Origin of the sequence: Streptomyces sp. STR69 (assembly GCF_024519455.1) — a bacterium.
Lineage (GTDB): Bacteria > Actinomycetota > Actinomycetes > Streptomycetales > Streptomycetaceae > Streptomyces.
The window spans coordinates 1-21,820 of record NZ_JALJRY010000037.1 but is presented as its reverse complement, the minus strand read 5'-3'; the positions used below and the strand labels follow the sequence as shown (position 1 = coordinate 21,820).

Annotated in this window: 13 protein-coding genes; 8 read left to right on the top strand and 5 right to left on the bottom strand. The window is 65.2% G+C overall.

What is annotated here, in order from left to right; genetic code table 11:
* Positions 1-44 precede the first annotated feature (44 nt).
* The 4 genes from OC490_RS42760 to OC490_RS42745 form a co-directional block, all read right to left on the bottom strand.
* Positions 45-2,090, bottom strand: a complete 2,046-nt coding sequence (locus OC490_RS42760) for a DnaB helicase C-terminal domain-containing protein (RefSeq protein WP_262063455.1) — start codon at positions 2,088-2,090, stop codon at positions 45-47.
* A 575-nt stretch (positions 2,091-2,665) separates the two neighbouring features.
* Positions 2,666-6,037 (bottom strand): hypothetical protein, encoded by a 3,372-nt coding sequence (locus OC490_RS42755; RefSeq protein ID WP_262063454.1) that lies wholly within the window; start codon positions 6,035-6,037, stop codon positions 2,666-2,668.
* Positions 6,038-6,148: 111 nt separating this feature from the next.
* Complete coding sequence (locus OC490_RS42750) at positions 6,149-6,688, bottom strand: GNAT family N-acetyltransferase (protein WP_262063453.1); 540 nt, start codon at positions 6,686-6,688, stop codon at positions 6,149-6,151.
* On the bottom strand, positions 6,685-7,968 hold the full coding sequence (locus tag OC490_RS42745) for an XRE family transcriptional regulator (protein WP_262063452.1): 1,284 nt from the start codon (positions 7,966-7,968) through the stop codon (positions 6,685-6,687). Before OC490_RS42745 ends, OC490_RS42750 begins: the two co-directional genes overlap by 4 nt.
* A 240-nt stretch (positions 7,969-8,208) precedes the next feature.
* On the opposite strand from OC490_RS42745, the gene OC490_RS42740 reads away from it, so the two are divergent.
* From OC490_RS42740 to OC490_RS42700, 8 genes are all read left to right on the top strand, one after another.
* Positions 8,209-8,655, top strand: coding sequence for an ATP-binding protein (locus OC490_RS42740; protein ID WP_262063451.1), 447 nt, complete (start codon positions 8,209-8,211; stop codon positions 8,653-8,655).
* Positions 8,652-8,864, top strand: coding sequence for a hypothetical protein (locus tag OC490_RS42735; RefSeq protein WP_262063450.1), 213 nt, complete (start codon positions 8,652-8,654; stop codon positions 8,862-8,864). Before OC490_RS42740 ends, OC490_RS42735 begins: the two co-directional genes overlap by 4 nt.
* Positions 8,865-9,166: 302 nt before the next feature.
* Entirely contained in the window at positions 9,167-9,346 is a 180-nt protein-coding gene (locus tag OC490_RS42725) for an FxLD family lanthipeptide (RefSeq protein ID WP_037746839.1), read from the top strand.
* A gap of 218 nt (positions 9,347-9,564) precedes the next feature.
* Complete coding sequence (locus tag OC490_RS42720) at positions 9,565-12,519, top strand: lantibiotic dehydratase (RefSeq protein WP_262063535.1); 2,955 nt, start codon at positions 9,565-9,567, stop codon at positions 12,517-12,519.
* Positions 12,516-13,784, top strand: a complete 1,269-nt coding sequence (locus OC490_RS42715) for a lanthionine synthetase C family protein (RefSeq protein WP_262063449.1) — start codon at positions 12,516-12,518, stop codon at positions 13,782-13,784. The genes OC490_RS42720 and OC490_RS42715 overlap by 4 nt, the downstream gene beginning before the upstream one ends.
* Positions 13,785-13,808: 24 nt before the next feature.
* Positions 13,809-15,899: a methyltransferase, FxLD system gene (gene fxlM / locus OC490_RS42710; protein WP_262063448.1), complete on the top strand. Its 2,091-nt coding sequence runs from the start codon at positions 13,809-13,811 to the stop codon at positions 15,897-15,899.
* Positions 15,900-15,986: 87 nt separating this feature from the next.
* A complete protein-coding gene (locus tag OC490_RS42705; RefSeq protein WP_262063447.1) occupies positions 15,987-17,147 on the top strand; it encodes a hypothetical protein in 1,161 nt (386 codons plus the stop codon).
* Positions 17,148-18,351: 1,204 nt separating this feature from the next.
* The gene (locus OC490_RS42700; RefSeq protein ID WP_262063446.1) at positions 18,352-19,866 is read left to right on the top strand and encodes a hypothetical protein; all 1,515 of its coding nucleotides are present in this window, start codon (positions 18,352-18,354) and stop codon (positions 19,864-19,866) included.
* 664 nt (positions 19,867-20,530) lie between these two features.
* Here OC490_RS42700 and OC490_RS42695 read toward each other — a convergent pair.
* Positions 20,531-21,820, bottom strand: a 1,290-nt coding sequence (locus OC490_RS42695) for a mobilization protein (protein WP_262063445.1), incomplete at its 5' end; no start/stop codon positions are given.

The following is a 21,820-nucleotide window of genomic DNA, read 5'->3' as shown; positions in this document are numbered from 1 at the left end:
GTGTGCCTTGGATCAGAACCGCTGAAGGTCTCCCGGGGGCTTGATCATCTGTCAGTTCGGACGAAGCGGCAGAAGGAAGGCTGGAGTTTCAGCGAGACGGATTTGTTGCACCGTTCACCTGCGACCTTTAAAGCCCGCACTGTGGCCGGGTCGGCGTCGGGCAGGCTGGTCCAGTAGACCCCGTCGCGGTGTAGTTCAACGATGGTGTCGGCGCCGCGTGCGATAGGCATCGGGACGTGGTGCAACTCGAGCGGCTCGTCAGGCCCTTCGCTCAACGCTCGAGCTGTGATCAGAACCGCGAGGTTGTATTCCTTCGCGATGCGGCGTGCCACGTCCATGCTCACTGCCAGGCCCTCCTCGTCCAACTCGCTGTAGCTCTGGATCGTGTCGATCACCCAGAGGGCAAGATGACCGCGTTGCGGTGGGATAACCGTAGTTGCGGCTTCGCGGAATACCTGTTCGAGCGGGAACCCGATGGTCGGGGTATGCCAGCCTGGCATTCTGACCGAAGACTCTGATGCGCGGCGACGCATGGAGTCGAAGTCCACCGTGTCGGCGGGGTATCGCAGATCTGCTCCGCAGGTGGCGCTGACGAGCTTCTGCTCGATCGCGTCGGAGTTGATCTCGCAGGTGCTGAAGACCGTGAGTCGTTCGGCTGTGGCATTGTGCAGCGCGATGTTCAGGGCCATCGTCGAGCGGCCGGCAGTCGGTACGGACACGATCGCGGTGACCGTCCCAGGCTCCAGCTTCAGGAGGTCGTTGACGTCCGGCCACGGAGTGGCACCAGGAATCTTGCCGAGGTCGATCCAGGTACCTTCCTCATCGATGCCGGGCACCGGGTGCGGTACTTCCTCGGAGCCCTCGTCCTCTGCGCCCTCGGTGGCGTTATCAGCGGGCCAGGCGTGCACGGGGACCTGCGCGTCGCGGGATGCCACCTGCATCATGTCTGGCTGCCACATCACCTTGCTCAAGAACGTCTCCCCGATGGCCGAGAGAGGGAGATTCCAGGGCCGACCGAAGTGTTTGACGTCCCAGCCGTTTACGCGGGCCCTGTCGGCGCTGGCGCTGATGCGCCCGATGGTGCTGTTTGCGGCTTGCCGCTTGTTCACTTCGCCGCGCTGGTAGTAGGCGGCGGAGTCCTTGGCCGCTCGGTAGATGAAGTTGAAGACCTGGCCGAGGCTGAACGTGCTCAGTGCGTCCTGGAGGGCGGTGCGGGTTCCCTCGCCCTGGTTCATCTCCAGGTGGTGTTCGCCGAGCTTCATTGCGAGGTAGTCCTGTGCGTCCGCCAGCACCAGCTCGTCCCATAGGTTGCGCCACTGGCCCACCCAGGAGGTCGGCCACGGGCCTTCCCGAAATGTGCGGTTCAGAGCCTGGAGGAGGCGGGGGTGCCGATCAGGGAGCTCGTTGGCCTGACCCATGAGGTAGTAGCTGACGCGGCCGAGATAGAAGGAATCGCTCAGTTCCCCTTCGTCGTCCAGGGCGAAGGCATCGAGGTGCGAGTCCGGGTGTACCTTGAGCCGGCGCGGCACGGTCTTCAGGAGCCCACGTTCGAAGTCGTACCGAAGCTGCTCGGGAGCCCAGCGGCGCTCCTTCGGCCAGATGTCGGTGGGAGACGTCAGCCCTGCTTCTTCGACTGCTGGGTCGCTGAAGAGGGTGTGCAGCGCGATGGCCTCGAAGAGAGTGAGGTCGGCGGGCTCCAAGTCGGGACCGTTCAGGACGTGGTACTGCTCGTAGACCTCGGCGCGGCGCCGCGCCTTCTGTTCCTTGACCCGCGCAGCGCGCTCCTCTACTTCGCGTTCGTGGCAGGTTGGGCACTTCCAGCTTGCGAAACGTACGGCTTGGGTGAGGTCGCTGCGGCTGGACAAGGGGTACGGGTCCTCGCAGGACTCGCACAACAAGTCGGCTAGATAGGCCGTGCCGGCCTGCTGGGCGATGCGGGTCATCTGCTGCGGCTTCAGCCCGTACTCCGCGCGGATGGCGGTGACGGTCTGAGCCCACGTCTCACCGTCCTCGTTGAGTCGCCAGTACGCCTCGAAAGCGGCTGCCTCCGGTGCATCGTCCGTGAGCACTTCGAGTTCGAGCTGGGCCACGTTCCCCCCTGGGCGTTGTCGGCAGGCACCAAGTATTTCGGATCTGCTGACACCCGAGGGGCCTTTTAGCCGCGTGGGCTGCACTGCCCCATGCTGAAGACCAATGCTCTGCTTCCGCGAGGCAGCTCTGTTGCGGCTACCGGCCGCGACTTGCGGGACGGACACGTTTTCCTCGGAGCGGAGTCCGGTCGGCTGTGCCGCAGTAACTTCTGTGACGACAGGTCAAGGCAAGGGCCAAGTCAGGCGTTGCCAAAAACGTCCACTTCCATGATCTGCGAAACATGGGCAACACGCTGGCGTGTCCACGACCAGCCAGCACGAGTTGATGACCAGGATGGGGTACACCACGCCATGGGCGGCCCTGACCTAGCAGCGCATGGCCAACGGTCGTGATCGTGAAATCGCCGACCAGTTCGGCTCCACGATCGGGAGGGCGAGAGGGGTGTCCCAAAAGAAATTCGTTGTACGAGAATGGTACGGACCGCGCGGACCGCAACCCTCGATTCAGGAGCGGGATCGAATCATGCTGCGGGAGTCGACGAGATGCACAACCCCGCTAAATTCGAAGACTCGAATTAGGAAGTAGAGATACTTCGTTCCAATATTCTGCGGACATTCAGGTGCGTATCGCTGGCAAGCTTCTCTCGTACGGCTAATGGGAGTTCCTTTCCTCGACTTGCGATAGCGGCGCGAACTTCGGCGCTAGGGTCTTCCGCCAATTTGGCAAACATCGCCGCAGTGAACGGCCCGCATGCTGCGCCGCGAGCTCTCACGACCTCATCGTCGTGGAAGACCAACCCTGCGGCGTACTCTGCAAACTCCCGAAGACTAGACGCGATGGCAACAACTGTGCTGGCGCCCAATCTTCGCGTGTTTTTATCCTCTTCCCGCAGGAGTGGCATCGATGAGGCGATAGCTTCCTGAGCGAACTCACGCTCCTCGTGCTTAATTACAGCATCCGACTCGAAGGACGACGCGAACATTTCAGCACTGGCAGCCAGGGCCAAGGCAGGTAGTCGATTGGCACCCGTATTCAACTTGAATCGACTCAAAGGGTGATTTGAATCAATTTCGAGTTGGTCTGTCTTGCTGTAATTCGGGGTTCTCTGCACTGCGATTAGACGTAGAGCCAGACCCCTCGCGGTAACCCGTGGAATCTGCAGCACAAGGCATCGCAAGGCCCTAGCTGTTTCTGCGCGGAACGCGGCACCCTGCTGCGAGTCTTCGATAATGGCCGTCATGTGGGACGCCAGGGCTACTGTGATTTCTCCGGGTGGTCCAGCAGCAATATATGCAGTACTGTCCAATGCGTCATCGCCCGAATTAATTTCCGCATTAGTTGACGAGGGGGAGTCGGTGGGCGAGAAGGTTTGGTGCGCCGCTAGCACGCCACCAGCGGGTCGAGATTTATGGAGGGTGAACTCGCCTGGAGAGAATTGAACGAGTTCGTCGGCAGCGAGTAGTGTGAGTAGCAGATTTACCGTAGTTGACTGCTGGGTGCCCATAGATGTCATAGTTCGGGGAACGCCGACGCGCCGTCTCAACAATGCCGCACAGGCCCGACGTGCAGCGAGTTGAACAGACTGCGTCGCGATGCCCCAGCTGGCCAAGGCTTCGATTGCCGACTGCTGGCCCTGTTCAGCAAGCGCGGTGACAACTCGAAGCAATGGTTCACGTGCTTCCCCTGGGATTTCCTCCACCAAATTCCAGAGATCTGGATTTGGCTGTGGAAGCCGTAGCATTTGTCCAATCGCCGCCGCGACATCCTGGCGGCGAGACTCGACTGCCCAATAGGTCTGGACAAGAAGATTCGCGATGATATCACTGATTCGAGTGCTATTTTCCAGTGCAGGCTCTGCTGTCGTAAGGACTCTATCGACAGCTGCCTCGGGAATGCGTGTGCCGAATCGTGCGATAGCTTCCAATGCGTCACGCTCGGGGCGTACCTGAAATGCGGGCGCATGCCACACGCCCTCGGCAACCTCAAGCAACGTTTCAATTACCTCTGGCACGTCGTTGTCCGGCACGGTCGAGCTTTGTACGCCGATCACCTGCACCGCTGCAGCACGACGTCGACGTAGTGGAGACTCAACCCACATGCTGACATCTACAGTTTCTGGCAGCCCTTGAGCTACTTTCTTAGCTTGAGATGCCTCACCGCTGCGGATGTAACATTCCAGTGCATCAAGCGGGTGACCACTCGCTTCAAGGACCTCGCCAAACAGCTTCAAAGCAAGAATCTCTCCCTGCAGGTGCCCGGCCAATCGGCGCTCCCACAAATAGCGGCGGGTGCTTTCAAATGCGTCGGGAAGTCTATCTCTGTGTGCAGCCTGCATTGCTTCAAGCTCTGGATCATACGATGCAGCCAGTAGGCGATGGCGGTTCGGCAGAGCGTTGGCAATGGGCTGCAGCCCAGGAAGGTCGAATCGACCCCTATCCCATTCCTGCAGGCGCGAGGACCACATTGCGCCCAGTGCATCGCCGTAGTAGCTTTCCTCGCTGCTGGCGATCGCTGCCTGGCGCCAATAGCTGTCGGCTCGCTCGACGTCTCCATGGGTCGCGAACGCATACGCAGCGCGAGAGGCCACCAGGCCGCGCGCGCGGAGGAAGCGCCCGGCGAGGGCATCGTCAACCCCTCTGCGATAGACGGCGTCAACCTCGTCTGGTCCCGCTGTCGCAGCCAATGACGCATCGGCAACCGCACAGAGCAGTCGTGCCCGGATTTCTACGTCCGGGCTGGTAGCCGCCGAAGCCAGATCGCGCAATTCGATCAGTCGGGCAGTCGTATGTTGGTCCGTAGCCGTGACGACCGAGCGTGCAGGAATGAAGTCGTATAGACCATCGACTACAGCTTGCTCAAGAAGTAGACACGAAAACAATCCCGCTCGTAGGGCCTTCGCTTTGACCAACGTACGGAGTGCCGAGACGCTCTTGTTGAGATTGCTACCTTCGCCGTACCAGTTGGCGGCGCAAGTAAGTGCTGAAAGCTCCGCCTGCTCTACGTCACCGCGATGTGGCGCTAGGCTCTCCAAATTGCTCAGCAAAGAGCGTACGGTACTGGTTGAGCCAGCGAGCACACGCTGCAATGCCAAGTCGAACAATACCTTGAACGCAGTCGCGTGATCGCCTCCAGCCTGTGCTGCCTTTGCCTGGCGGCGACGCATCTCTGTTGCGTGCCCTGGAAAATTCCCTTGGAGTAGGCCCTCCGCAACCCTCCCAAAGAGTCGGGAAGCCTGGAGCGGGTCTGTTGGCTCAGCCTGGGTGGCATCAGTTTCCAAGGCATCCAACTGGAGAACAGCGATAGGATCTTCAACGAGCCCCAGTGATTTCGGCGCTGCAGGGTTCGACGGTGATGGCTCATAGCCACAGTATGCCTTCGCCCATTGGGGCCCGAAAACTGCGTACACTAGATATGGCATATCACGCAACATGCGACTGAGAGCTTCGGCGCCCCAAGCGTCGATCTCTAGATCTCCGGCGTACTTGGTCTGCAATGCTTCAAGCGCATCAACATTTTCGGTATCTCTGTCCAGTCCAGCCGAAGTCACGATTACAAAACGACGTGGAGAGAATTTTCGAGCTTTGCCTCTGTAACCGGGCGGCCGAGGCGGCCCTGCATACTCATCGGCAGCTTCTCGGAGCTTGGCGCCAGTGAGCTCTTCAAATCTCTTTACTTGATAGAGAATCCGTGCCGATGGAGTCTCGCGCTCGACGACATCTAGACCGTACTGTTTCTGGCCCCGCCGGCCGTAGAACTGAACCCCGATGTTGTTCCGGCGGCTGACGATCTCCGCGATAAGCCTTTCGAAGACTTCAGGGTCGAGATCGGAAAGTGGCAATAGAGCAGGATTTTGGGTGGGAATCGAAAGTTCCCCGGTCTGGCTGTGCCGAAGAACATCCGGCAGCGTCAGCTCAACGACATCGGTACCAAGCTCTACGTTCGCCACTCACTTAGGTTACGACGGACCATCTCGCCGCGAGTAGGTTCGTGTTACCTCCTTTCCGCCTTCTGCCAGCGGCTGTGCGGCTTGGAGACGGCGGTTCACGATGGGCATCGGTCAGCGGGTGCCGCGGATCATCACGGTGAGAATCGGCGAGGCCGGTGACGGCTGGCTCTGGCCGATGTCCTCGTACCCCCACGACTCGTAGAGCACGTGAACTTTTCCGTCCCCGGCAGCCGGGTTGACCATGAGCGTGACGAACGGCTCGTCGCGTGTGGCGAGGAGAGCGTCGTGGATGCGGCGGGCGGTGCCGGTCTTCCGCCACGTCGGCCGAACACCGATCTCCTTCAGGGCCAAGGCTGGACGCTCGGTGTACTTCCTGTCCGGCGTCGGGCTGGTGCGTTGCCAGTACCGGTCGCCGTGCTCGATGGTGTTGCCGTAGGCGTAGCCGACCGGATGTCCGTCCGCGTACGCGAGGACAGCAACGAACCCCGGCTCGGTGGCGTGCCGGTCCAGGCGCTCGCCGAACGCGGTGACCGCGTAGTTCGGCAGGTGCAGCAGCGGGGCGCGCACCTCGGCGTACACGTCGAGGAGGTCGCCGCGGACGGTGTCGAGGGTGGTGAACGTGCGGAGTTCGATGGCGGGCGCCGTGGTCATGCGGCCATCCTCCAGGTGGCGGCGTGCTCGGTCCACGTCTGCACGGTGGTACTGCCTGGCGTGGTGGCGCGCAGTGCTGCGCCGAACTCTTGGAGCATGCGCGTTACTCGGGCGTGCTGGGTGGCAGCCTCGGTGGGGACCTTCATCGCGGTGGCGGTCGCGGCTTCGGGGGCACCTTGGGCGAGTTGGGCGTGGGCGAGGCGGGTCGTGGTGATGGCGCGGGACCGGGCCATGTGCGGCCGGAGCGCGGACAGGCAGCGGTGGGCGTGGAACTCGGCGGTCGGGTAGTCGCCGAGTGCCAGGTACGCGGACAGTGCCAAGTGGTCCAGTTCGGCTTGGTCGTAGAAAGCGAGCATCCACACCGGGCGGTAGTCGGCGGGGTCGGCGCGCAGCATGGCGTCCTGCGCCTGCTCGAATGCGCGGCGGGTACCGGTGGGGTCCTGTGCCGCGCCGTGGATGGCGCCCTGGCGGGCCAGGCCGAGGGACGCGAACAGGGGGTCGCGGCGGGTGAGGTGGAGGTTGCGGGCGACGTCGTTGGCGGCGAACGCGTCGGCGGGGCGGCCCATGTGCCGGTACATGGTGCCCGCGTGGCTCCAGATGCGGAACTTGATCGCTTGGTCGCCGGACATCTCGGCGAGGGCCTGGGCCTCGCGCATGTGCGCCTTGGCGTCGTCGTAGCGGCGGCCGTCGATGGCGGCCCACATCGCCGAGGAGCGGAAGGCGGCTGCGGAGGCGTAGAGGTTGCTGCGTACGCGTTGGGTGGCGCTGCCGGCGTTCTGGAGGTTGAGCGCTTCGTCGGCGAGTGCGGCGGCCCGGTGCTCGATGCCGAGTTGGCCGCCGTGGCGGTGGTCGCTGGCGATGAGTTCGGCGAAGCGCTTCTGGAGGCGGTCGACGTCGCTCATGCCGATACGGCGGGGGGAGGCGGTGCCGGGCGCGGCTGCTGCGGCGGCAGCCGCCGCGATGCCGCCGACGAGGGTACGGCGCTTCATATCGGGGTCCTCCTGCTGCGGTGGGGCTGGGGTGGGCCGAGCCCGGCCCCATGGCACGAACCCTAGAGCGACGGCGGGCAGACCGCTGACGTCCTCAAGTGCCTTACGGGTAGCCGACTTTGGCCACTTGACCCGGCCCGCCTTCCAGGCCCGGACCGATGACCCGTCGAGGCCGCCGGGTCTCCCGGTCAGTCGCTCTAAAGCCCTGTTCACCGTGTCGGCAAGGCTGTTGGAGCTGTAGCCGTGTTCGGCCATCCACGCTTCGAGAACGGTGTTGCGCGTGGTGTCCATGTCCGCACGGTAGCTCTCACGTCCCCGCACCCGCCAGGTAAACGAAAGGTCAAATCGCCCTAGGCGACTCCGTCGGGAGCCCGGTTGATCGCCCTAACCAACCGGCTGTGAAAGGGAGTTGTGTTGTTGCTGGTTGCCCGTCACTCATGTGACGGGCGGCTGTTGACCGGCCCGGGCCGCCCCTGACACCTGCCAAGGGAGCGAGCCGGGCGCCGAGACAACACGAAGGCCCCACGCCCAATGACGAGTCTCAGTACGCCAGTTCAGGTCGCCCCCACCGGCCACCCCGCCTACAGCCAGACCTTCCCGTGCGAGCCGTCCACTGCCGAGATCGGCCGCAAGCTCGTTCGTGACGCCCTCGGTGTATGGCACCTCGAAAACCTCGCTGACCGCGCCGCGCTGATCATCTCGGAACTGATCGCGAACGCCGTCAGGCATACCTCGTGCCACTCGATCCGCCTGATGGTCGGGCGGCCGAGCGCGGAACGGATACGGGTCGGGGTGGTGGACCGGGCACCTTCGCGCCTGCCGGTTCTTGGTCCGCCTGATGATGACGACGAGTCAGGGCGTGGCCTGCTCCTCATCGACACCGTCGCCGACCGCTGGGGCTATGACCTGCATGGCTCGGGCAAGCGCCCGTGGGGCAAAGAGGTCTGGGCCGAACTCCTCATCGAGGGCGACGAGTGACCACCCCGGTCGCGTTGACCCAGCCTCTTCCGGACGTCGCCCGCCTCCGGTCCCGACAGCAGATGGCGATGGAGTGCGCCCGCTGTGCCCGGTACCTGGGCGCGAAGGGCCGAGTCCTGGGTGACGTGCGCCATCTGGGCCTGCCGTTCCGGCTCTGGGTCTGCGCACCCGGCTGCCAGCCGGTCGGCTCGACCGTCCCGAACGCCTAGGAAAGGAGAAGGCTCCCGTGGAGTGGCGATGGATCACCGGTGATTGCTGGCTCGGGTGCATGCGCACCGCAGTGCCGGTGATCTGGCTCGGCCCTCTTCAGTGGGACGGGCAACACGCCCCGGCCTACGTCTTCGAGCCGTGCCTCGACCGCCTCAAGGCGCAGGCGCTCGCCTGCTTCATGGAGCGGCGGCCGGCGGCCGGCGGCGGTCTGACCAGATTCCCGCTTCGGGCGGTGCGGTGCTGTGCCGTGCAGCCGGAGGCGGGTGCCACCGCAACATCACAACGATTCAGAGGAGTTGGCATGACGCGCAGCACCGTAGTACCAAGCACCACCCTGGTGAGCCACCAGACCCCGGCGGCAACAGACGGGTTCGACCTCGACATCTCCCTCGTCGAGATCGCCGACCCGGCGGGCCTGGTCAACCTGACCGACGACAACTGCGGCTCCACCTGCGGCGCTTGCACCACCAACGTCGCCTGACCCGAGGCTACGAGCCTCTCCGGTCCGGTGCCGTCGCGCTCTACGGCGTGACGGCACCGCCCGTCCGTCCCTCGCCCAAGGAGGTAGTGGTGGCTGCTCCGCCCTCAGCGTTCCGAACCGGCACGACCGCTCTCGTACGAGCCGTTGCCCGGCCAACACTGCCGTGCCCGTCGTTGCCTGACCTCGACGATCGCTCGTCCAACGGGTTGGCCGCCGGTATCGCGTGGCTGCGCGCGGTCTGGTCGGACGACGACGTCGTTGAAGCCCTGCAACACGCCAGCCCAGTCCTGACCGCGCAGGTACGGGGCGTGTGCGCCTCCGAGAATCCGTCTGCGCGCGACGTGCGGCGTACGGCGCTGTCCGTGGCCCGCTATCTGCTGCGGTCCGAGCATCGGGCAACACCTTTCGGCTTGTTCGCCGGCGTGGCCACCGCGCAGTTCGGTCCGCAGGCGCGTGCAGGTTGGGGCGTGGAGCACGTGGCCGTCGGCCGCGCCGGCGCTGAGTGGCTGGACGTCGTGATCGAGCAGTTGGAGTCGTGCCCAGACCTGCTTGAACGGCTACCTGTTGTCGTCAACAACACCGTGACGAGCCGGGGAGACCGGCTCGTCGTGCCGTTCCAGCCCGATGTCCAGGACGACCGGACCCGCGCGGTTGAGGCGTCCTTGGCACTGACCGACCCTGTACGCGCGGTCCTTGCCGCGACGCGGGCGCCGATCCGCTTCGGCGCTCTCCTGGACAAGCTCCGGGCGGAGTTCCCTGGGGCCGGGCACGTGAAGTCGCGTGCTCTGCTAGGGGAGTTGATCCGGCGGCGGGTGCTGATCACGAGTCTGCACGCGCCGAGCACCGAGACCAACGTACTCGGGTATCTGCTTGACCAGCTCGACGCGATCGACGCCGCAACCCTCGCCCTGGTCGCTGAGACAGTGCGCGAGCTGCGCGCTGTTCGCGAGGGTCTGGCGGAGTGCGCCACCCGGGGCGGCCGGGACAGCGTCGCGGCGCGGATGCGGGAACTCGTGCCTGGACTGCGTCGTCACCCCGTTGCGTTCGACCTACGGCTGGACGCGCAGATCGTTCTGCCGGAGGCCGTAGCCCGAGAGATCGAGCGCGCCGCCCTCATCCTGACCCGGGTAAGTACCCGCCCGTACGGGACCGCAGCGTGGAGCAAGTACCACCAGCGGTTCTACGAGCGGTACGGCATCGGCACGATGGTGCCGCTCGCGGAGGCCGTCGCGGACAGCGGCACCGGCTATCCCGACGGCTACCCGGGCGCCCCGGCCGTTGCGCGCCGGCCTCGCGTCTCCGCCCGGGATGACACCCTCGTACACCTCGCGCAGGCCGCCGTGCTCGACGGTCGCGACGAGGTGCTCCTCACCGACGAACTCGTTGCGGCCCTGGACACGGGCCCCGACGAGCCCAGGCTGCCACCGCACTTGGAGATCGGGGTGCGAGTGCACGCGGCCAGCCTGCGGGAGTTGCAGCGCGGGCGGTTCCGGCTGGAGGTCGTGAGCGTGTCCCGCGGCGTCGGCGTCTCTATAGGTCGGTTCCTCAGCATGCTGGCCCCCGGCGACCGTCAGGCCCTGGCCGCAGAGCTTGCCGATCTCCCGGCCGCGGACGGCAATACCGTGCCCGCACAGCTCTCCTTCCCACCGCTGCTCCCCGAGAGCGCCCACGTCACCCGCGCCCCGCAGATCCTGCCCACCTTGATCAGCCTCCAAGAACACCGTGCTCCCGGCGACGAAGTCCTCACACCCGAGGATCTAGCGGTGGGGTGCGACGGCCGCCGTATGTACCTGGCCGCCCCCGAGCGCGGCCAGCGCATCGAGGCCGTCGGGATGCACGCGCTGAGCCTGCGCACGCACACTCCGCCGCTGGCGCGGTTCCTCACCGAGCTGTCCCGCGCCCAGTGCGCGCAGGCGACCATGTTCGACTGGGGAGCCGCAGCGGCGATGCCGTTCCTGCCGCGTTTGCGGTACGGGCGCACGGTGCTGGCCCTGGCCCGCTGGCGCCTGGAAGCGTCCGAACTGCCCAGCCGGACACGCCCCCGGGCCGAGTGGGACGCCGCGCTCACCGACTGGCGGGCCCAACGGCGGCTCCCCCAGCGGGTCTTCCTCGTTGAGGACGACCGACGGCTGTTCCTCGACCTCGATCAGGCCGGCCACCAGACGCTGCTGCGTCAGCATCTCGACGGTACGCACCTGGCCGTGCTCGTCGAGGCCCCGGAACCCGATGCATTTGGCTGGTGCGCTGGCCGTGCCCACGAGGTAGTGGTGCCTCTCAAGGCAGCCCGGCCGCCGACGTGGCCACCCTTGCCCGCTCCCACCCGGGCCCGTGCCCTCTCACAGGCCCAGATCCAGACACCGGCCGCCTCGTCAGTGCTCCTGGCCACCCTGTACGGAGACCCCCGCCGCCAAGACGCCCTGCTCTCCCGCCACTTGCCCGAATTCCTTGAACAACTCGGCGCCCCGCCATGGTGGTTCATTCGCTTCCGGGATCCCGAACAACACTTACGCCTGCGCATCGCACTCCCCACTCCGGAGGCATTCGCCGAGACGGCCCGGACGGTGAGCGCATGGGCCGACGAACTGCGGGGCGCCGGTCTGCTGGCCGACCTGCGCTACCCAACCTCCTATAGGGAGATGGGTCGTTGGGGCTCCGGTGCCGCATGGGACGCGGCCGAGGAAGTCTTCCGGGCGGACTCGCGCGCAGTCCTGGCCCAGCTCTCCCAGCCAGGGCGTCCACACCAGCGCGCGCTGGTGGCCGCGCACTCCATCGCCATCGCTTCCGCGTTCCTCGGCAGCACTCAAGCAGGGATGCGCTGGTTGATCGACCACATCCCGCCCAGAGCCCCCGCGCCAGTACCCCGCCCTCAGTTCACAGACGCCGTACGTCTCGCCGACCCTCGTGACGACTGGGCGGCCCTGCGCGCAGCCCCCGGAGGAGCAGCCATCGTGTCGGCGTGGGCCGACCGCGATGCAGCGCTCGCCGCCTACCGGCCACATCTGTCCGGCCCGGACACCAAGGGCGTCGCCGTCGACGACGTCCTGACCTCCCTGCTGCACGTCCACTTCGTACGGCACATCGCGGTGAACTTCCCCGAGGAAGAGGTCTGCCTCTATCTCGCCCGCGCCGCTGCCCTGGCCTGGACAGCACGCGCGACCGGGAGGACATCGTGACCGCCCACACCGCGCTCGACCTGGCAGCAGCCGTCGCCGACCAGCTCGCCGACCCCCACACGGCACGGCTTGGGCTGGTGGCCGCCCATCGGCAGCACCTCGCCCACGGCCTTCCCGGCATCGCGCTCTTGCACATCGAGCGGGCCGCAACCGGGTTGGGACCGTGGCAGCGCGCCCATGACTGGCTTGCCGCCGCCTCCCGCGAACCGTTCACCAGCGGCCCCGACAGCCACCCCTTCTACGGAGCACCCGCTTTTGCCCACGCCCTGGCCCGCGCCGCCGATCACCTGCCCGGCGCCTACCAACGCGCCCTCGACACCCTCGACCACCAGATGACCACCGACGTGTACCTTCGCCTCGACGCCGCACACCGCCGAATCGACTCCGAACTCCTGCCGGCGATCGCAGAGTTCGACACCGTCCGTGGCCTGACCGGCTACGGCGCCTACCTACTGCGCCGCAATCCCGGCGCCACCGTTCTCCGCGCCGTACTCGACTACTGCGTACGCCTCACCCAACCGATCACGCACGACGGTGAGTTCCTCCCGGGCTGGTGGACGGCCACAGGCCCCTCAGGCAGACCGGACGACCGTTTCCCCGGCGGGCACGCCAACAACGGCATGGCACACGGCATCGGAGGCGTGCTCGCGCTGCTGGCACTCGCCGTCCGGCAGGGCCCCCTCGTCAACGGCCACACCGAAGCACTGGGACGGATCCTGGACTGGCTGGACCGTTGGCGAGAGGACACCGGCCGAGGGTCGACGTGGCCATACTGGATCACCCGAAGTGAGCTGAGCGCAGGCCGACTTGGCCCGTCCGCACCCCGGCGGCCGTCATGGTGCTACGGCACCGCCGGTCTCGCCCGCGCCCAACAACTTGCCGCACTCGCCCTCGGCGACACCGGACGCCAGGTCGACGCGGAGAACGCGCTCGTGGCCGCCCTCACCGATCCCGACCAGTTGAATGCCACGACGGACAACGGCCTGTGCCACGGTTTCGCCGGCTTCGCCCACATCGCCGCACGCGCGGCCGACGACGCTCACCCTTCGACCGTCGGACGACTCCGCGCTGCAATCCCCGTGATGCTGGCCGTAGTTCACCCACCGGGAACCGACCCCGCACGCGCCGCCGCGACGCTCATACAGGACGAGGAGCGAGGCCCCGGTCTCCTCGACGGCGCCGCCGGTGTCGCCCTGGCCGTCCTCGCGCCCAGCACCGCCACACCGCCCCAATCCGCCTGGGACGCCTGCCTGCTCATCGCCTGACCGCATCGACCGAAGGAACTCCGCATGCCCCCGGACCGCCCCGACCGCTGGCAGCAACACAACATCACCTTCGCCGACCGCGAGAGCGCCCAGCGAGCCATCGCCGAACGCCTCACCCCCGTACTCCTTGCGGCTGAAGCGGACGGCTATCTCACCGGCTGGTGGTTCATGAACAAGCAACCCTGGCCGCTGCGATACGTCGCCGATGAGCCCTCGCCCGTCGTCGAAGCGCTGCTGAGCGACCTCGTTGGCGACGGAACGGTCGTGTCGTGGCTGCCCTCCGTCTACGAGCCCGAGACGGACGCCTTCGGCGGGCCTGAGGCCATGGCCATCGCCCACAACCTGTTCCACCAAGACAGCCGCCATCTGCTCACCTACCAGCCCGGCCCGGATCACCTGGGCCGCCGGGAGACCACCGTGCTGCTGGCTAGCGCGATGATGCGGGCGGCCGGTCTGGACTGGTTCGAGCAGGGTGATGTGTGGGCGAAGGTCGCCGCTTTCCGACCGGCGACCGCTCCTCCGCCCCTCGGGCGGGTCGCCGAACTGGCGCCCTCGATGCGGAAGTTGATGACCGCCGAAGCCCACGGACTGTGCTGCCCCAACGGCCCGCTTGCCGGGCACGGCGGATGGGTCTCCGCCTTCGAGAGGGCGGGCGCCGCACTCGCTTCCCTCGCCGCGAATGCCGGACTTACCCGCGGCCTGCGAGCCGTCATCGCCCACCACGTGATCTTCCACGCCAACCGCGCCGGTCTCCTCCGGGACGACCAGAGCGCACTGTCCAACATCGCACGAGAGGTAGTCATGGGAACGAGTGACAACACCGCGTCGACCGACGCGGCAAACGCCGGCGTCGATAGCGTCTGCGCGGTGAACACCGACACGATCGCCATCCCCGCGGCGGACGCCGAGCGCCTCCGCAACGCCCTGGTCGACCAGCTCTGCGCGGAGGGTCACGCCCGCGCGAGCGCCGTTGAGACCGCGTTGCGGACCGTGCCCCGCCACGTGTTCGTGCCCGACGCGTCACTCGAGGACGCCTACGCCAACGCACCGGTGCACATCAAGTACGACACCGACGGCACATCGATCTCCTGCGCCTCCCAACCGGGCGTCGTCGCCCTCATGCTGGACCAACTAGACGTCCAGCCCGGCGAGCGCGTCCTCGAACTCGGCGCCGGCACCGGCTACAACGCCGGACTGCTCGCCCACCTGGTCGGCGAGAGCGGACACGTGACCACCCTCGACGTCGACGACGACCTCGTGGAGGGCGCCCGCGCGCACCTCACCGCGGCCGGGGTCACCAATGTCGAGGCCGTAACCCGCGACGGAGCACTCGGCTACGCCGAGGGAGCACCGTACGACCGGATCATCGCCACCGTCGGCGCACACGGAGTACCGCATGCCTGGCTGCAGCAACTCGCCCCCGGCGGACGGCTCCTCGTCCCCCAGCGACTCAAGGGCACGGTCTCCCGCTCCATCGCCTACGAGCAGCGCGACGGCCGATGGGTCTCCCTCGGCAGCGAGATGAACACCTTCATGCCGCTCAGGCGGGGCATCGCCGACGACGACCGCCGAACCATCCCCCTCAGCACCGACGGCGCCGTACGACTCCAGGCTCCCGCCGGGCAGAACATCAACGCCGGAGCTCTCACTGGTGTCTTGGACCAGCCGCGCACCGAGGAATGGACCGGCATGACGGTCCAGGCCATGGAGTCACCGGAGTGGATGGAACTGTTCGTCACCTGCTCCCTCCCCTCCGGCCTGATCCGAATGCTGTTCCCCCAGAGCGCCAAGGGCGCCCTGCTCACTGAGGACCCCTACCCCTCCTCCACCGCCGTCGTCGACAAGGGCGCCGTCACTTACCTGGCGCGGCGCCCGTCGAAGGAGAAGACCCCCGAAGGCGGCAAACTCTGGGAGTTCGGGGTCATCGGCCACGGCCCCGGCAGCGACGAGCTGGCCTCGAAGGTCGCCGACGCCATCCGCACCTGGGACCGCGAATACCGCAGCCGCGAGGCCACGTTCGAGATCCAGCCCCTCGACGCCCCCGCCATCGAGCAGCGCCCCGGCCTCTTCGCTCTCGACACCCCGCTGAACCGCATCGTCGTCGACTGGCAGTGACGCCCTGCACGTAGCGAGAGGTGGCCGCCGGCGTACGACTGGCGGCCCCCGTCTCCTCACCATTTCTCATTCACGCCGGAGGAGTCGATGGACCCGCACGGACCCATAGCCCAGCGCTTCCCACTCGTCGCCCGATTCCGGCCCGCCTGCCTGCCTCTGCCTCTGCGTGTACGCGCGCTCGTCAACCTGGCCGACACTGCAGTGAAGAAGACCGACCAGGGCCTCGCATCCGCTGTCTACAACCAGGCCGCGCTCATCGCCTCCGATCTCGACCTCCCCGACCTCGCACGAGAGATGTGCCACCAGCACGCCGCCGCCTACCTCGACGCCTGCCCGCTGCCCGGCATGAGTGCAATTCGAGGGCTGGAACCGGTCGTCAACCTCGCCCGCCTCCAGATCCGTGCAGGCCACGGCGACGACGGACGTCAACGACTGCTCGACCTGTACGCAGCCATTGAGGCGGGCGCAGCGGCTCGATTCGAGGACGTCGCGGTACCGGCGGACCTCACTGCGACCGACGAGGACCGCCAGGAAGTCCGGGCGTGGCTATGGCGCGTGCTCCTCGCCGACGGCACACGCACCCTCACCACCGAGGGACGTTGGGCCGAAGCCCTGACACACATCGAAGCTCACCGAGGCGTAGGTAAACGGATGCTCGATGGACGCCAAGTCGCCGTCCTAGCCCCTCTCGTTACGGGTGACACAGCACGGGCCGCTGCCCTCCTCGCCGACACGATGCCCGGCGATCAGTCGGAGCAAGCCGTCACGGCATGCCTGACCGTCCAGTGCCGCCGCGACGTTGGGCAGTCGGTCGACGGACACCTCGCGGACCTGGTGGCGGCCTACTCCGAGCGGAAGGCCGAACCTGGGATGATCGTCTTCGACATCCGACTCGGACTCACCGTTCTCGACTCAATCGGTTCCGCCGAGGTGCCTGGCGCGCGCCGGATCGTCGAGGAACTGCACCGTAGGGTGACGGACGCCGAAGATGGCTACGCGGCCCGAGATAACCTGGCGCATCCTCTGTTCATCATGCTCGCAACAAGCCGGCAAGTGCAGGACTGCCGTGCGCTGGTGCGTGTTTGCGCCCTCGGGGTGCGGACCGTCCCCGATGAGCTGCAAGGACGACTGGCGGCAGCGCTGCGCGCCAGTGACAGCGTGATCCGGAAGAGTCTCGCCAATCGAGTTGCTTCACCACATCCACGATATGACCTACGCCGAGGACGCCTCCGTGGCGACCTGGCCTGACCTCGCTATCGGCGCCCCTCCACCTGGCCGACAGGTCCGACATCGCCTCCGCCCTGCTGCATAGTGACGGCGACGCCTGCCGACTGCTCGCCCCTCCTTTAGACCGCTTGATCACGAACCGAACAAGGAACGACTTTACCGAAGCCTTGCATACAGGCCCAGGTCTCCCGACCTGTCTATAAATATGTTCGCGGGCTACGCCACGCGCCCGCTAGGGTGAGCATTGGTGAAACCAAGGTTCTGAAGCACCACCTGTTTCGCTGGGATAACTGATGGGGCGGAAGGGGAGGGGAATTAAGTGTCAGCGCAGGGTAAGCGTTGGAAGTCGAAGAAAGCGACAGCCCGATCACAACCGAGACGCGCCGCTAATGCGAAATACGCAAAAGGCGGCGTCGCTCCTCCTCCAGACCAAGTCAAGGACGCTCTAGCGGCACGTGAAGGTCGAGTACCGCCAAGCCTGGGATCCAAGGCGGTTGATGGCTGGTCGCAATGGCTTGCAGCAACCAATCAACCATTTGCCGTAGTCCTTTCGCGGTTTACCGACTCTTTCGCCCCTGTCCAGGATGGGCGACTGTTCGCTCCTAGCGCTCAAGACATCACGGAACTGCGTAAACTCGCCCCCGCGGCAGTACGACACTTTGGAGAACTCCAATCATCCCTATTAAGGGATTTGGAAAACTTGGTGGCAACCGTGCAAGGGGTTCCTCTCCTGTGTGTCGCGACCTTTCTGACTCAATTCAAGGGCTGGGGCAGCTATTACGAACCTGACTCCACACCCAATTCATTGGACCACGAGATTCTAACGGCTGCTGTCGCACGGCAATCGACTCATTCGGGACGTGACCCGGGGCCGATGGACCTTTTGAATTGTATGCGGATCGTGGCGGAGATTAGGAACGTAGCCCTCACTCTGAGTGCGGCTTACGAATTGACCTCAGATGAGTTGACGCCGGATAACGCGCTGCGCACCTTTACCCTTACGAGATGGCTCGCGGTACGAGGCGCATCGGCGCCTCAGTTTGCACGCGCCACTGCGAACGAGTTGGCCGGCGCTTACGGTAGGCGTTTCGCAGATAAATTGGGCTTTCGATACACCGACCTAGAAAAGGTAGCGGACTATGTGCATCAGCGCTGGCGTGGCGGGCTAAGAGACGCCAACATCGCATGTTGGACCTTCGCTAGCAACGCGACAGGTGGTAGGCCCATGAATGTAGCCAGCGCAACGAGCGAATGGCGCTACCACTATTACGAGTCTCTACTGTCGGTGATCCCGGCGGTTCTGAGTGTTCCGATTTCGGATCTGGATCAGTATCTGTCAGACGCTGCTGGCAAGTACAGCAAACGGGCAACTGCAATCATGCGGCATCTGAGTTCCATGGTCGGAGAGTGGGACAAGGCCCCCGGTCCGCTAGCGGACAGCCCAATTAGAACTCACCCCTTTCTCATTTGGCCGCAGGAGGAAGTGGCCCCCGATAAATCCACTTCACGTGCCCTGCTCGCTAATCCCAATGCTCTGGATGTCGACTCGGCGGCGACCATGGAATCCTTGCTTTCGAGGACCTTTCCTGCTGATTGGTCAGCAAAGAGAGCGCAAGCAGTCGATGACTATGCAGTGCGCCTATTGAGTAGGCACCTTCCAGGCGGATCAAAAGCGTCAGGAATCTTCGTGCGGGAGACGGCTACCGGCGCCGAGTTTGAAATGGACGGCCTCATTGTCACGGGTAACACTGCCATCCTGGTAGAGGGCAAAGGGGCGCCACTGAAACTTGCCAGTCTACGTGGTGACGTCAGGAGGCTGAAGTCCCAGTTCGAGAATCTAATCAGTGAAGCGTGGAGCCAGCTACAGCGAGATCGAGAGGCAATGTTCGGTAGTTCGGCCCACAAATATCGGATTGTTCGGACAGTGACAGGCCACTCCGGGTCTCTTATCTCGCCGACCCTGGCCAACGTTAAGAACGTGCACTATGTAATTCCGACACTCGATGGTCTCGGGGAAGCTGGAAGCAACCTCGAAATGCTTCACCAGCTTGGCATTTTGCCGGATGGTGCTTCGCCGTGGATCGTTGCTGTGTCTGACCTGGCCCTCGTGATAGACACTCTCAGGAATGGGTCAGAATTAATTGCCTATCTCAGATTCCGTGAGAAATGGTCCAAGCATCCACGCGTTCGCGTTCACGACGAAATCGAGATGCTGGCCATGTTCCTCGAGGGCACCGACGTCGCTTTGCGCGTTAGGGCTGCAGAGAGGGAAAATGCGATCGCTTTCATTTCAGGCGGACAAGCGAGATTCGATGACTATCACGCTTACCTGCGCGGCGATGGACCTCGCGCAGACCGCCCTGGAAAAAAAGTGACGCAACGAGTTCGGCGAGCTGTCGACGAACTAAGCAGAGTTAAACCTCAAGGATGGTTTGACGCGGCGACAGCACTCCTTGGGACTCCCATGGCATGCGCGATCGCGTTTGATACTCATTGGACACGGTACAATGCCAAACTTGATGAAACCTCAGCGCATCTTGCAGGCGATGAAGACGCTTCCATTTTCGTTGCACGAACAGTCGACGACTGGAAGGAGATTCTATCGGATGAGCAGATGCTAGACGTCTTGAGCCGTCGCGATATCGTGTGGTTTGCGCGTCGCGACCAGAAAGGGAAATTGCACCTCGAATGGGCCTCACACGGATCGGCGGTGCAGTCTTTTCCGCGATGGCGTTTCTAAATTAGCCCTGATTGCCCGGGTGTATCGGTATGGATTTCTCTGCGCTGTTACTCAAACTCCATCCGAACCAAACCAGGCTTTTTGGGCAGAATGTCGGCATGGGGCCTGTGGCGGCAGGCGGCGGTGGAGACTCGTAGAAAAGTCAAACTGATTACTAATGCTGTCTCCCACCGCTCACGCGGCTTGACAGACAGCATTGGTAATCGCTGACACCAGGCGCTACTCGAGCATCGCGTTCGACAATCCGACACCAGGTCCAAAGCCGCGCCGTTGACGCCGCGATGATTCGGTCGCGAGCCTAACTCCCGTACATATAGAGCGACATGGGCTCGCGTCACCTGCACCGGATCCCCGCTCTCCAGCTCGCACAACTCCAGGTACTCCGTCAGTCCCCGGGCGTAGGAATTGATCATTTTCGGCACTTGCCCCAAGTCCTGCCACATCTGCAACCAGGCCGCTGCCTGCCTGTGCCGATCGAGCATCGCCCCCTAGCTGCTGCCCAAGTGCTGGATAATTGCTGCTGATGAAGTTGAACGAAACCCCGCGTCCCTTCGCCTGAACGGACACCCCCTACAGAGAGGCCCTGATGGCTCGTCGAGCGGCTGCGGGACTGGTTGGACGCCGCGAGCCCGATGTTCCAAAAAGGGCTGTCGTTGCGTCGTGATCAACGTCGACGTGCTTGTGACGGCTGTGAGGTCGGGACGGCTGCTGCCCTGTGGATCTGAGCGTCGGTGTGCCGTGCAGCGGCGCTGCGAGCCTGTGCTGCGCGGGCTCGTGCGCTGGGCGCCGGCCTGGCGCTGAGGCGTTGGATACGCCAGGTCAGGACCCGTGCGGGAGAGTCGGCGTCGTCCAAGGCACGCTGGTCCGCAGCCTGATGGAGGAGCCGCTCCGGATCGTGACCCGCTGCCTCGGCCTCGGCGAGGGCGGTGGTGAGGGCGCCGAAGGCGGGGTCTTCGACGATCTGCTCGGCACGGTCGGGTACAGCCTGGCGTAGGTGCCGAATGTGCCGATCCAAGGTCTGCTGGGGCGGTCTGCGCTGGCCGAGGGCGGCTATTGGTGCGGCTGCTGCCTGCTCGTAGGCGGCCTGGAGGTGGACCAGGGTCTGGTGGGCGGCGGCAACCTGCTGGTCGTGGTGGCGGAGTTGGTGCCAGCGGGCGGCGGCGATGACGACGAGGATCGCGGCGTCGAGGAACATCGCCAGGGTGGCGCTGTCCTTGGGGGCGGGTTCGCGGAGCATTGCGCGTACGGCGCTGCGCAGGGCTCGGGCGTGGTGGTGTTCGGCGTGGATGCGGGAGCGGGTGGCACGCTCGAACGCGGTTGCTGCCTCTCGGAGTTGGGGGCGCGCGGCCTGGGGTGTGACGAGGGGGAGGGCGTCAATGGCTTCGCCGAATGCGGCCAGGTGGGCTTGGGAGGCTTCGTCGTCGGGTTGGCCGAGGTGGTGGGGGATGCGTTCGGCGGCTGTGGCCTGGTGCCAGGGGTTGGGCCTGCGCTTGCCCGACTGGCCGGTGGCCTGCGACCCCATGCTCGCCAGGCGTTCGTGGATCTTGGGGAGGGACAGGTCCGGGGCGAGTTCGGAGCCGGAGAACCAGACCGGCTCGCGGGTGGCGGTGGTGAGGTCTTCGCTGGCGACCTTGTAGCCGCGTACGTCGCCGGAGGGGAAGTGGACGACCTCGACGAGCACGCCGTCGGTGTGGTTGAGGAGGTGGATGAACTCCTCGGTGCTGATGGCGGCCGCTACGGCGGTGCGGACGGTGGCGCGCAAACATTCGCGGGCGGTCGTGTCGTGGCCGGCGCGGCGGGCCTTCTCCTGTTCGGCGCGGGTGGGGCGCTTGGCGGCGGTTCGGTCACCGCGGGCAACTTGGAAGACGCCGTATTCCTTCTCGATGGCGGCGAGTTCGTGGTCGGCGGTGAGGTAGTCGTTCCAGTGGCGGGCGGTGCGCAGGTCGGCGCGGAC